Here is a 14067-nt window from a genome sequence, read left to right on the forward strand (position 1 = left end):
TGCCCAGGGCTACGGGGAGACACGGCTGGTGAACGGATGCAGCAACGGTGTTCCCTGCTCGCGCGAGCAGCACCAGGCCAACAGGCGGACTGAAGTGACCGTGCTGGAATACTGAAAATAATTCACTAACTTAACTACAAGATTTTCTTAGCGGTAAGCTAATAAATAGGCACTGCAACAGACAATTTAATAGAGCTGATAACGCTATTTTTCAGCAGTCGGTGTAAACCGCTGTACGGCGTTATCATAGGGGGCTAGCGTTTGCAGGTAATCAAAAATTGAAGCCAGATCGTTTTCAGTCATGCCAGCATACATACCCCAAGGCATGAGCGTTTGAAAGTCGCCGCGTTTAATAGCGGTATACGTGTATGTCGAGTCTGCATATACCTTAAAACGCTGCACGAAGGCATCACGGGTGAAATGTTTTAAGCCTGTTTCATGTGGCGTTAAATTGGCGGAACGCACCACGCTGCCATCGGGAAAACCGAATTCGCGGCCACCGCCGCCCATGGGGCCCACAAAGCTACCTTTTTCAAACTTCGTATGGCAATCGCCGCACGCAGCTGCCGTAAAAAGATACTTCCCATGACTTAGACGGTCTTGTTCAGATGGTTTGGCTGAAAATTCCGCTTTTTGCGGCATGGTTCGCATAATTAAATTTACCGGAAAATCGGCCTTGGATTTAGGATGGTCAGTTTCAACCGGCTTCAGTGTACGGAGATAAGCTATCACTGCTTCGATATCTGCAGCGTCGACCTTGCCGTAACTGTGATAAGGCATTACGGGAAAAATAGGCTCGCCGTCTCGCTTCACACCGGTGGTAATGAGCCGGAAAAGTTCACCGTCAGTCCACTCGCCGATGCCATACGGCGTTATGTTTGCCGATATAAACCGGCCCGGAAATCCTAATGAATGGTCGAAAACCTCACCTCCTGTAAACTCCGTGCCCGAATGAGGAGGCCCGGCAAATAAGGAGAAGTCTCTTTTCGAATGGCAGTCTGCACACAGCATGACATGATAGGCAAGGTATCTTCCTCTTTCTATTTTTTCGGGTGTTGAAACGATTTCCAAGTGAGGGGCATCGCCAACACTGGGTAACGCAAAAGAAAGGTAGCAAACAATAATAATGATAGCAAGTGCAGCACCTGCCAGCACATACGTAGAAATTTTCAAGATTTTAGTCATCAGTGTTATATAGATAGGCAAAAATAGTTTTTGTGCCCATCGTTAAGCTGTGATAATATCGGAAAGACCTTCGTTTTTTTCGGCTGATGCGGATCTGTACGTCGTTGGAGAGCAGCCGATGTGCTTTTTACAGAATGTACTGAAATAATCCGGGGAAGAAAAGCCCAAATGAAAGCTGATTTCTTTTACCGTTTTGTCGGAAAATTTCAGCTGCCGCCGCGCATGTATGGTAAGCTGTTCGATGATTAGGCTTTTAGCGGTCATCTGAAGGACATCCTGGGTACATTCATTCAGGTATTTCGACGAAATGTTTAGTAAATAAGCATAATCATTTACGTCATGGAGTTCGTTAATTTTTGATGCTAGTAGCTTTTTGTACTTATAAATTAGCGCATCCTTTGCTCGCGGATTGCCTATCGCGGACATAAATTTGCACAGCTGGTCGCAATAACTGAACAGTGTGCAGACCAAGCCACGGAGGGCCTCTTCTTTATGTATTAGCTGGGTGGTGAGCAATTCATCGATCAACTCCAGGATGGTCAGTAGCCTTGCTTCAATGGCGGGATTCACCGGTGAGCAATTGACGCTGTGCGGTTGTAGCACACACAAATCGTTCACTTTCATCCTGCTCAACAACGGATCCGCCAAGAAAGTCTCGGTTAGGAACATCGCGTACCCTGCCGAAACGGAACCAGCGGTTTTTGCAACTTTCCACTGAAAGGCAGGGCCTAGAAAGAACATACTGTTGGCTACATGCTGATGTGGCATGCCATCGATAAGTAAGGCCGCTGCGGTGCTGGTGGTCCAGATGAACGAATAATAGTGGCCTTTTAGATTCGAAGTTTCGTGTTGATCCAACTTTGTGATCTTAATATGTTTCTCCAACATGGTTTCGGAAGATAAGTTGCTAGGTTGTTGTTTGCTGTCTAGGCAAAGCTATGAAATTTTTGCATATGAAAAGAGGTCTGTTGATTGACGTGATAATAGATCGTTGTACCGGCTAAGCCGGCAGTCTTCCATCGTTTAACCAGGTTTTAAAATCGTCCACCGCATAAAACAATGCGTCAGGCTGCATCGCTTCCAGTGCCTTAGCATCGGTAGTTTCCGCCCATGCGGCGCCAATCACTGCGATGCCCGCTTCTCTGGCTGCCGAGACGTCACTTGGGGCGTCTCCCACATAGATGACCTGGCTTTTATCTTTAATCGAAAGCGTTTTCAGCACTTTTCGTATACCCTGTGCTTTTACCGGTCCAGCGGGGGATCCTGTTTCGATCACTTGAAAAAATCGGGTCAGACCGAAGTGTTCCAGCGAAATTTTTGTACTTACCGGCCCTTTGCCGGTCACCATGGCGAGCGCCACGCCGCGTAAGGTAAGTATGTCGAGCAAATCTGCTATGCCAGTGAATGCAGTAGGACACATATCGTGCAATACTCGGTAATGCCTCAAATAATCAGCTATCCCTTGCTCATAGTGGTTAGGTGCAAGCGACATGATTGTGCCCTCTTCTGATGGGCCGAAAGTGGCAATGATCTCCGCATCCGAAACTGCTCTATTTGCAAGGGGCTCTATCGAAGCCCGGAAAGCGCTAATGCATAACGGCAATGTGTTGGCGAGTGTGCCATCCAAGTCAAAGATTACGGACCTTATTGTTTTTTGCATGGCGAAATATAATCAAATTCGAATTTCAATAAATAGAAAAAGTTATAAACGCTGCTAAATTGGAATTTAGTTGATAATCAAGAAAGCACCTTGCATATATAGGCTACTGAAACGAGTACTTCAAATTTTTACGAATAAAAAACATAAAAAAATTTCTATACGAGTAGAAAAACGTGGTCAATATTTTCCGTAGAATACGATTGACCGGTGTCTTTCTATCAGGTAGCTTTGCGTCCGAAGTGTTTTTTATTTTTCGGCTCGCACAGCAGTTTCGGCACTAAGGCGGCTACCTCGACGGTTCTGGTCGGTGCAACGCGTACTGTAACATCATTAACTGGGAGGCAAATGTGCCGAACGCACAGCGGTTGGTTATACCCAACCTCGCCTTCAAGGTACAGGTGTTCGGCAAGGCTGTACTATTACCGATAACCACTTACGACATTTGTAAAAAAAACACAATATTTGTAAACAAATTAGTAACGACTGCATTGAACTGTGTTATGAGTTACGTAAGATACCTTAGCTTAAAATGAAAGAAATTTTGTCTTGTATCATCGCCATGTATGTTGATGACACTTTTTTAGAAAGGACGGCAAAGTAAGGCGATCTGAGTTTATGGAAGAACTATTCGTTTCTGCTATACTGATCTATACCCTGATATCTTGCGGTTGTTTTTTGTTAACGTTTTTCCGAGCCCGTAAGCACCCCTACCGATTCTTGGTCATCGGTTCTTGGACGATGTGTGCGCACATCGTTTATAAGTTGATATGGATTGTAGCCGCAGACAAAGGACAATATGAACTCCCTGTGCCTTTCGGGTTGGCATATTCGATGTTGCTTTACCTGTTCGCGCATGCATATTACCAAATGAAAACGGTATCACGCTGGCAAATGTTATGCTTCTCTTCACCGTTTTGCCTGCATTTAGTGCTTTTTGTCATCGCCTGGCTGCGGCCCCAGGAAAGTGGATGGGCAATAGGTTATTCTTCTGTTTACTATGCGTCATGTATCTTGTCGTTGCTGGTTTATGCTACCATGACCGTACGGCTTTATAGCCGTTCTAAAAGGCCGCCGACGCCAACAGATGTCCTTATCCGACAGCTAACGTTGCTCTATTTTGGGCTAGTTGTACTGACTTACTTAGTTTTATATGAACTCCACGCCGGAGGTAGCGGTATGGGATTCGAAGTGAGACCAATGGTATTCCTTTTCCTAGCCATCGGATTCGCATTGGTGCTGAAGTATCGATTGACACGGGGTGTCCCTATCGTGGATGTGAAGGCACGGCTTATCGATGAAGATAATGCTGGGTTAGCTGATGCCACTGTCTCGGAGCTGCCTAGCGGATTAGTACAGCATATGGCCGACGTCATTGACAAAGAGTTGATCCAGTCGAAGCTATTCTTAAATCCAGCAGTATCGCTTGATATGCTTTCTCAGCGTACATCTATCCCACGCCACCAACTGACACAAGTGTTCAACAGGTACTATAAGAAAGCCTTTTATTCATTTATCGCCGCTGCACGTACGGAATATGCGATAACCCGTATTCCGGAAATGGGGGATACCATCACGCTGGATTCGCTGTCCTACGAGTGCGGCTTTAACTCAAAAACCTCATTTAATAGATACTTTAAAGAGTATACTGGCATGACACCCTCGGAATATCGATCGATAGCTAATCAAATGCTACACATACAGCAGTGATATCTTCCTACATATTGGTGGCCGTCATCTGTGTATCCTTGCTCGCAGTTAACATCAGTGTACAGGCAGGCCTGCGCAGTGCAATGGACCGATATCTCCGTATTTTTCTTGGATGCTTGGCACTGCACGCTACGCACGCCTGGCTTGTACGTGTCTATTTCCCAAGCAATATGCGGTTGGATTATCTCGCCCCGTACGGGTTATTGTATGGCCCTTTCCTGTATTTCGCCTACCAAGTGGCAGCCGGATTACCACTTAAAATCAAGCAGCTGCTACTTCATGCCCTTCCTTTCTTTATTTTTCTGTTAAGCTATATCCTTTGGCTGATCTTCCCCTCATTAAGTGAGCATTACACACGTATCTTAATCCTAAGCTTATACGGAACCCTGTCGCTCTCGTTTTTTCTATATGCGATGTGGGCGCTGTTTTTCAGAAGTTCAAGCGCCGTTGCCACCCGCAATGAAGACGTGCGGATGGTTTCGGTCATGGCTATAGTTCTCGCGTTTATAGCAGTGGTTTTCCTGGTATTTACTTACTCCGGTTTTGCAAATGGATATTTCCAGTCCCGTTTTAAGGGCGCTGTTGTCTTTTTAACGATGTTGAGCGCCGCGGTTATTTTGTTTTCCGCTATTGTGAAGCGGGTCATAAGCAAGCCGCATGTTCAAGATAAGACCGATTCAGCAGAGAAGCAGGTTGCTACGCCATCCGTAGCGGCTTTGACACCGGATAAAGGCGAGGAGAAGCAGGAGGTAAGATACCAAAAATCAGCCATCCCGACGGAGCAGTTGATTGTCTACGAGGCACAGTTGCGGAATTTGGTTGAGACTGATAAGGTTTACCTAGATGATAGTCTTTCCCTGGCATCGTTGGCACAACACCTGAAAATCCCCAAACACCACTTGTCACAGGTGTTTTCCGTCCGGATAGGCAAGAATTTCAACACATACATCAACGAGCACCGGATAAACCATTCCATTGTGCTGATGCGCGCTCATCCCGAAATGAGTATCACCGAAATCTTCCTGGGTAGCGGTTTTACAGCAAAAGCTTCGTTCAATCGATACTTCAAGCAATTTCAGGGATGTACACCGACAGCATACCGCACTGGTGTTCGATAGAAAGAGTTCGGGGATCACGTCTCAACGGATTGGGTTGGCTGACATCCCAAGTATTTGAGACGTTTTTTCCGCTGCTTCGCCAGATGTTTGCATCTGGAAATTGGTCTAATGGCCTTGCATTCTGCTGTGGAATTACATACCCATATAATATGAGAAACATTTACGACAAACTTTTTCTCTCCGTTCTTTTTGTATTCATTAATCTGCTCTGGACAACTCAGAGTTTTGCGGATGGTTCGAGGGATATGTATCCTGCAGGAGTGCCTGGGAAACGGGCGTTTCTGTACAGTAATACGGGGCCGGACTCTGACAACTCTTGGCCATTTAAAACATTGGGCGTGCATTATGTCTATGCCGATGCGGGCGAGGTAATCGCCATCGCGTCCAGCGCGCATGGCCTGGGTACGGGATTGCAGGGCCAGTTTATCGTGACCGATCCGGCTGGAAACAGTACGGTTATTTCTTACGATGGAAGTACAGGCCGGATACCGAATCGGTTAGCCGAATTAGCGGGTCCGGCGCCATATGGCGGTACTGCTACAGGCGATCAGTATACGCCGCAGTACTATTCGGCAACCGTAGCGGGTATCTACAGCATTGAACTGACACCAACTACCAATGCAACGACAAACGAGGTAAGCGTGGCTAATGTGAACGCCAATGATTCGTGGTCTCAGGCAACGGGCAATCCCAACATAGCGGCTTGGGATATATCCGTATGGAACACCGGCGTGGCAAGTTATATTCCAGGTCGGGTATATACGACGGTAATGAACCTCAATATCGGGCAGGACTGGTTGGCCACCGGTGGATTTTACGCAAAGACGTATCCGCTGACCCGAGATGGGTGGGTATACCAAGTGGACAATAACGGCAGCGTGGGGGCATACTTTACATTTTTTGTGAACAACAAAGGTTTTTTGGATCCTGCTACGCAAATACCCAGCTACAAGAGCTTGAATTCCTCGTCAGCAGCAACCGTACGGGCAAGGACAAAAGATCCAAGGGCCGCGGATGATGCGACAAACGTGACCCATAAGATGTTCTATACATTGCCGGCCGCTGACCTGCCGGCGAGCGCAGCGATTTTCTTAGATGGAACGGTAACAACCACCTGGTTAAAGAATGAGGCGCTGACCCCGACCATTACGAATTTGTCGGTCACCGGCGCTGAAGGTGTTCCCAATCAACTCAGCAATAAGGGTGGATACATCAATTTTGAGTCAAACATAATTGGCACGGTTGAGATCACCATAGCGGATCCGAATGGTGCTGCGTATCCCGCAAAGATGATTACAACAAATGCGGTGGTTGGACCCAATGAGATCTACTGGGACGGAACCGACGGTAATGGAAACAAATTGCCAGCGGGTAGTGTGCCCGCCCAAGTCAATCTGCGCTTGTTCGGCGCGGAGGTGCATTTCCCTTACATCGATATGGAAATCAATCCCAATGGGACGATTATCCAATTGCTGGATGAAAGTGGCAATGCAATTACGCCCGGGGGCGACATTGTGTACTGGGACGATACCGATGTGACGGGCGGAAACGCAAACACCCAGCCGAATCCAATGTACAACGGAAGGGATGGTAGCGGGCTGCATAGCAATCCGGCTAATCCGGCCTTTGGTGCAAGTGACAATGGGCATAGGTGGGGACGGCACGCCAACAGCTCAGGTTCAGGGAACTCAGGTGACGGCTTATACAGCTTCGGCAATGAACGATCATTAGATACCTGGTCGTATATTATTGGAACCGGGCAAACCGAAGAATTGGAAATCGAGTTGCTGGTGGCCGACCTGGAGGTGGTCAGTGTGACCACGACCGCCGGTCCTAAAGTCAACATTGGCGACGAAGTGAGTTATCAGGTAACGGTGCGCAACAACAACGACCCTAGCATTGATAGTGAAAGCGACGTGGCCGGAGCACCATTTCAGTTTACGGTGCCTGAAGGGTTCACCATTGAGGATCTAAGCAACGTGACTTTTGAGACTACCTGCGGTGTTGTGAATGCGCCGACGATCGATAGCGAGGGCAATTATACCGCACTGCTTGACCTGCCAACCGGATGTGAGATTGTATTCACGATAGTAGGCCAAGTCGGAGCCGCGCTGAGTGGCAATCCGCTAAGTGTGGAAGCAACCATTTTGCGACCGAATGACGTAACCGATCCGGACGCTACGAATCCTGATATTGGTACTCCACCTACAGACCCGCATTATGAGTGTGACAATAATGGACTGGGTGGCAATTGTAATAACATATTGGGAAATGCGACGATAGCAGTCAATATCCCACCGGTTGCTGTTGATGATGTGGAAACCATCAATCAGGGCGAAACAATCGATGTCAGCGTGTTAACCAACGATACCGACGGTGACGGAAATGCAACCATTGATGTGACTGCCGTGCAATTGGTAGATCCCGAAGATGGTAATAATCGCGTAACGGAAATCATTGTGGCTGGTGAGGGAACCTATACGGTTAACCCCACAACCGGTGCCATTGAGTTTGTACCGTTGCCCGGCTTTGCGGGTATTGCTACACCAGTTCAATATACGATTAAGGATGAGCTCGGTGCTGAAAGCGAACCTGCAGCGCTCACGATTACGGTAATACCAATTGGTGCCAACGATACTGACGAGACGGCGGTTGGCCAACCGGTCAGTACGAACGTACGCGCAAATGACGGTCCGGATGATGGTTCAGGTAATCCGATCGGTTCTACGATAGACTTTGGAACAATTAGTGATCCGGCAAACGGTACGGCTATCGAAGATCCCGATAATCCAGGCCAGATTCTATACACGCCGGATGCGGACTTCATCGGTGAGGACACGTACACCTACACACTAATATCAGTCGACGGCGTAGAGTCTGCCCCGATTACCGTCACGATAGCGGTAAAGCCGGTGGGTGTTGACGATGAGGATACAGTCGATGCCAATTCAACGGTAACCACAACGGTGAAAACAAATGATGGCCCTAGTGGAATTGACACGGAGGTGAATATAGCTACAGTGCCGACAAATGGCGTTACCGTGGTTAATCCAGATGGCACCGTAACCTACACGCCGAATGAAGATTTCTACGGCGTCGATACGTATACTTATACATTGACCACCGATGATGGCGTGGTCTCAGATCCTATTACGGTTACGATAACTGTTGTGGCAAATCCCGAGCTGACGGTGACGAAGGTGATCACGAGCACGGGTCCCTACGACAGCACGGACGACGTGATCACCTACGATATTGTGGTTACCAACACGGGCAACGTGACGGTTGACAACATTGTACTGACGGATGCCAACGCGGTTATCCCTGCGGGCGAGGAGAACATCGGCACGCTTGCTCCGGGTGCGAGCACGACGGTAACGGTTACGCATGCGGTCACGCAGGCGGACCTTGATGCGGGCAGCGTGAGCAACCAGGCGACGGCCACGGGCGAGGATCCGGCCGGTGACCCGGTGACGGACGACTCGGATGATCCAAGCACGGCTGACCCGGACGATCCGACCGACACGGACGTGGTGCAGGCGCCTGAGCTGACGGTGACGAAGGTCATCACGAGTGCTGGGCCCTATAACGCGATAGACGATGTGATCACCTACGATATTGTGGTTGCCAACACGGGCAACGTGACGGTTGACAACATTGTACTGACGGATGCCAACGCGGTTATCCCTGCGGGTGAGGAGAATATCGGCACGCTTGCTCCGGGTGCGAGCACGACGGTAACGGTTACGCATGCGGTCACGCAGGCGGACCTTGATGCGGGCAGCGTGAGCAACCAGGCAACGGCCACGGGCGAGGACCCGGCCGGTGTCCCGGTGACGGACGACTCGGATGATCCAAGCACGGCTGACCCGGACGATCCGACGGATACAGAGGTGGTGCAGACGCCTGAGCTGACGGTGACGAAGGTCATCACGAGCACGGGTCCCTATAACGCGGTAGGCGACGTGATCACCTACGATATTGTGGTTGCCAACACGGGCAACGTGACGATTGACAACATTGTACTGACGGATGCCAACGCGGTTATCCCTGCGGGCGAAGAGAACATCGGTACGCTTGCGCCTGGCGCGAGCACGACGGTAACGGTCACGCATGCGGTCACGCAGGCGGACCTTGATGCGGGTAGCGTGAGCAACCAGGCGACGGCCACGGGCGAGGATCCGGCCGGTGACCCGGTGACGGACGACTCGGATGATCCAAGCACGGCTGACCCGGACGATCCGACCGACACGGACNAACATTGTACTGACGGATGCCAACGCGGTTATCCCTGCGGGCGAAGAGAACATCGGTACGCTTGCGCCTGGCGCGAGCACGACGGTAACGGTTACGCATGCGGTCACGCAGGCGGACCTTGATGCGGGTAGCGTGAGCAACCAGGCCACCGCCACGGGCGAGGATCCGGCCGGTGACCCGGTGACGGACGACTCGGATGACCCAAGCACGGCTGACCCGGACGATCCGACCGACACGGACGTGGTGCAGACGCCTGAGCTGACGGTGACGAAGGTGATCACGAGTGCGGGTCCCTATAACGCGGTAGGCGACGTGATCACCTACGATATTGTGGTTGTCAACACGGGCAACGTGACGATTGACAACATTGTACTGACGGATGCCAACGCGGTTATCCCTGCGGGTGAGGAGAACATCGGCACGCTTGCGCCGGGCGCGAGCACGACGGTAGCGGTTACGCATGCGGTCACGCAGGCGGACCTTGATGCGGGTAGCGTGAGCAACCAGGCAACGGCCACGGGCGAGGATCCGGCCGGTGATCCGGTGACGGACGACTCGGATGACCCAAGCACGGCTGACCCGGACGATCCGACCGACACGGATGTGGTGCAGACGCCTGAGCTGACGGTGACCAAGGTCATCACGAGCGCTGGGCCCTATAACGCGATAGACGATGTGATCACCTACGATATTTTGGTTACCAACACGGGCAACGTGACGGTTGACAACATTGTACTGACGGATGCCAACGCGGTTATCCCTGCGGGTCAGGAGAACATCGGCACGCTTGCTCCGGGTGCGAGCACGACCGTAATGGTTACGCATGCTATCACATTGGATGACCTGGATAGCGGCGGTGTAAGCAACCAGGCGACGGCCACGGGCGAGGACCCGACCGGCAATCCGGTAACGGACGATTCGGATGATCCTGGTACACCCGATTCGGATGATCCAACATGGGCTGAACTGACGCAGTCATTGGCGATTACCATTACTAAACGAACTCGACCAGGCGAATATGTGCAGGTCGGCGATGTGATTGTCTATGATTTGGTCGTGACAAATACCGGAAACGTGACGTTGAGCAACATCGAAATATCAGATGACAATGCAGATACTGGTAGTCTTTCTCCTAATAGAATTGCGAAATTAACACCTGGAGAATCAGTCAATGCGACTGCCACTCATACGATTACGCAAGCTGATGTTGACGCCGGGTATGTATACAACCAGGCGGAGGTGACCGGACAAGGACCAAGTGGAGAGCCGGTTCGAAACGACTCGCACGATCCGGATCCGTCAGATCCAGATGCACCGGTAGATGAAAATTGCAAGGACTGCACCATCACACCGATCCAAGTGAAGCCGGCCGTCGCCCTGGTGGTGGCGGTTACCAACAGCGGATCAGGCCGGAACGGTGCCTTCATCGTTGGAGATGAGATTGAGTACCGGTTTACCGTAACCAACACGGGCAATACCACCCTTAGCGGCTTCGTGCTGAATGATGCGAAACTGGGATTGGAGGATGTGCAGGTGGACGAAACACTGGCTCCGGGAGAAAGCTTTGTCAGAACGTTCCGCTATACGATCACGGCAGCAGACATCCTGGCGAAGCAGGTGGTCACCAGCGCAACAGTTGCCGCGGAAAGCCCCGCGGGTGTCGCGATCGAAGATGTATCGGGCGATGATGTGACTAACGATGTGCCGACATTGGTGCTGGTGGCCGAAGGTCCTGAGACGTTGGATGACGAGGAATCAACGCCGCAAAATACACCGGTGACCGTCAACGTGCTGGATAACGACGAGGAGGGCAGCAGTGAGCTGGATCCGGCCACCGTCCGCCTGATCGACCCGGAAACAGGTGAGCTAAGCGAAGAAGTAACCATTGAGGGAGGAGGTACCTATACGGTGGGAGCCGACGGTACGATTACGTTCACACCGATCCGCGAATTTTACGGCAAATCGATCATCAGGTATGTCGTAAGCGACGTAAACGGCCTGCAGTCTGACCCGGCGACGGTGACGATTACCGTCATACAAAGTCAACCTACGGCAGCCGACGACGTCGCGAACGGCACATTCAATGGGCCGGTACCGATACAACTGATTAGTAATGATCAGCCGGATACGGCGCCTTTGGATCCAGCGACGGTGGAAATTGTAGCCCAGCCGCAACATGGTACGTTGCAGGTGAATGGCGATGGTACGGTAACTTATACACCGAACCAATATTACACCGGTCCGGATGAATTCACCTACCGGGTAATGGATGCCAACGGCAATTGGACGAATGTGGCGACCGTACGCATCACGATTGCCGGATTCCACATCCCGAACATCATCACGCCGAACGGCGATGGTCAGAATGACCGTTTTGTGATCGTTGGGCTTTCTGATTACGATAACGCAGAGGTACTTATCTTCAACCGCTGGGGTAATGAGGTTTACCGGAGCCGGAATTACCAGCAAGATTGGACGGCCCAAGGCATTGGTGAGGGGACCTATTATTACATGATAACGCTGCGAAAAGACGGGAAAGAGACCGTACACAAAGGCTGGGTACTGATAAAACGTAGGTAATCCGGGGAGGCACTAGCAATGAATAAGTATTATATGAAAAATTGCATAAAAACATCTGTATTGCTGGTTTTTTCTTGCGCCTGCATCATCGCAAAAGCGCAGCAGAACATTCAGTTTACGCAGTACATCTTTAACTCGATGAGCGTTAACCCGGCGTATACGGGTTATAAAGAGGAGTGGTTCGGACAGCTGGGCCTGCGGAGTCAGTGGGTGGGATTAGCGGGTGCGCCGGAGACAGGGACGGTGTCCATAGATGGTATCTTAGACCCCGTTTCCAAGCGCCATGGTATTGGCCTGCAGGTAGCAACAGATCGGCTCGGTCCGCAGTCGGCTACTTCGGCGTATGCAAATTATGCGTTCCGGCTGCGGCTCAACGATGAGGATACCCAGCGGCTGAGTTTTGGCCTCGGTGCGGGAGTCACGCAGTACAGCTTGGATGGTACAATGTTAGACCCAAATGATGTGGCGGACCAAGTAGTTCCTCCCGGGCGGATAAGCAATTGGGTGCCCGACATCCGCTTCGGGGTTTACTACTATAACCCGCGGTGGTACGTGGGGGCGTCGGTAATGGACTTGCTGTCAGGTGATCAGAGCAACAACATCTTCCGGTGGGACAATACCTCTACCGACAACATTCGTCGAAGGCGGCATATGTATTTCATCGGCGGTGCGCTGATCGGTTTTGACAGCGGTTTGAAACTGCGTCCAAGCGTATTGGTGAAAGAGGATTTTAAAGGACCAACAAGTGTGGATGTAAACGCCATGTTTATCTTCGATAACCGGTTCTGGATCGGCGGGGGTTGGCGGACGGGGGTTACTGTTTTCCGGAAGGACTTCGCGCGTTTCACAGGTAACAGACTGAGTAAGCAGAATTCAGTTTCTGCAATCGCCCAGCTTTATGTGACATCTGCGCTGCGGATTGGATATTCATACGATTATATCCTGAGCCAGCTGAGCAGCGTGCAGAACGGCTCGCACGAAGTATCCCTGGGTATCACTTTCGGGGGACGATCGAATAGGTTGCTGAGTCCCCGGTTTTTTTAGCGGCATTTTTAATTAGTATATAGGATGTTACTCTCTCGAATTGCAGAATATTTAGATACCGTGGAATCCGGTTTTTCGTACATCCGGGATGACCCCCGCATGGAAATATGGGTAAAGGGAAAGGAGTGGTATCCAATACTGGTGTCCGAAATCTATGGTCGCGGATACCTGATATCCTGGGGGGAAATCGAGTATACTATTGAAGACGGCGCAAAGGCTTATGCGTACCTGTTGCGTCTCATTACCAATATCAAGGAAATAAACCACGATTGAAATTACACACAGAATAACAGCTTATGTTAAAATCATATACCAATGAAGGATAATGCGATAGTAAGGCGGCCCCGGTTTTTTACCCTCAACATATTATGCGTCGTCATTGGCGTCATGTCAGCGACACTGCCAGCGTTGGCCCAGGAGCAGGTCGGTCTCCGCGAGCGTGCGGAGGAGCTGTACGGCAGGTTTGAGTACGCCAATGCGGCGGCGCTTTATGCGAAGCTGGCGGATTCGCGCAAG

At 50.7% G+C, this 14067-nt stretch carries 9 protein-coding genes; 6 read left to right on the plus strand and 3 right to left on the minus strand.

Features of this window, described 5'->3' with window-relative positions; all coding sequences use genetic code 11:
• Nucleotides 1-204: 204 nt before the first annotated feature.
• From ACFOET_RS05535 to ACFOET_RS05545, 3 genes are all read right to left on the minus strand, one after another.
• Entirely contained in the window at nt 205-1185 is a 981-nt protein-coding gene (locus ACFOET_RS05535) for a c-type cytochrome (RefSeq protein WP_379020409.1), read from the minus strand.
• Between the two features lie 42 nt (nt 1186-1227).
• A complete protein-coding gene (locus tag ACFOET_RS05540; RefSeq protein WP_379020411.1) occupies nt 1228-2073 on the minus strand; it encodes a helix-turn-helix domain-containing protein in 846 nt (281 codons plus the stop codon).
• Between the two features lie 112 nt (nt 2074-2185).
• Nucleotides 2186-2845, minus strand: a complete 660-nt coding sequence (locus ACFOET_RS05545) for an HAD family hydrolase (RefSeq protein WP_379020413.1) — start codon at nt 2843-2845, stop codon at nt 2186-2188.
• Nucleotides 2846-3460: 615 nt separating this feature from the next.
• Between ACFOET_RS05545 and ACFOET_RS05550 the strand changes: the two genes are divergently transcribed.
• The 6 genes from ACFOET_RS05550 to ACFOET_RS05575 all read left to right on the plus strand — a co-directional run bounded on the left by ACFOET_RS05550 (nt 3461) and on the right by ACFOET_RS05575 (nt 13824).
• The gene (locus ACFOET_RS05550; RefSeq protein ID WP_379020415.1) at nt 3461-4552 is read left to right on the plus strand and encodes an AraC family transcriptional regulator; all 1092 of its coding nucleotides are present in this window, start codon (nt 3461-3463) and stop codon (nt 4550-4552) included.
• Nucleotides 4549-5670 carry an AraC family transcriptional regulator gene (locus ACFOET_RS05555; protein WP_379020417.1) on the plus strand — a complete coding sequence of 374 codons (1122 nt, stop codon included), beginning with the start codon at nt 4549-4551 and terminating at the stop codon, nt 5668-5670. The genes ACFOET_RS05550 and ACFOET_RS05555 overlap by 4 nt, the downstream gene beginning before the upstream one ends.
• A gap of 1571 nt (nt 5671-7241) precedes the next feature.
• Nucleotides 7242-10049 carry a DUF7507 domain-containing protein gene (locus ACFOET_RS05560; protein ID WP_456320326.1) on the plus strand — a complete coding sequence of 936 codons (2808 nt, stop codon included), beginning with the start codon at nt 7242-7244 and terminating at the stop codon, nt 10047-10049.
• Nucleotides 9979-12507 carry a DUF7507 domain-containing protein gene (locus tag ACFOET_RS05565; RefSeq protein ID WP_456320327.1) on the plus strand — a complete coding sequence of 843 codons (2529 nt, stop codon included), beginning with the start codon at nt 9979-9981 and terminating at the stop codon, nt 12505-12507. The genes ACFOET_RS05560 and ACFOET_RS05565 overlap by 71 nt, the downstream gene beginning before the upstream one ends.
• A 33-nt stretch (nt 12508-12540) precedes the next feature.
• The gene (locus ACFOET_RS05570; RefSeq protein WP_379020421.1) at nt 12541-13551 is read left to right on the plus strand and encodes a PorP/SprF family type IX secretion system membrane protein; all 1011 of its coding nucleotides are present in this window, start codon (nt 12541-12543) and stop codon (nt 13549-13551) included.
• 24 nt (nt 13552-13575) lie between these two features.
• Complete coding sequence (locus ACFOET_RS05575) at nt 13576-13824, plus strand: hypothetical protein (RefSeq protein ID WP_379020423.1); 249 nt, start codon at nt 13576-13578, stop codon at nt 13822-13824.
• Nucleotides 13825-14067 lie beyond the last annotated feature (243 nt).

It is taken from the genome of Parapedobacter deserti, from assembly GCF_042646065.1.
Classification (GTDB): Bacteria; Bacteroidota; Bacteroidia; order Sphingobacteriales; family Sphingobacteriaceae; genus Parapedobacter; species Parapedobacter deserti.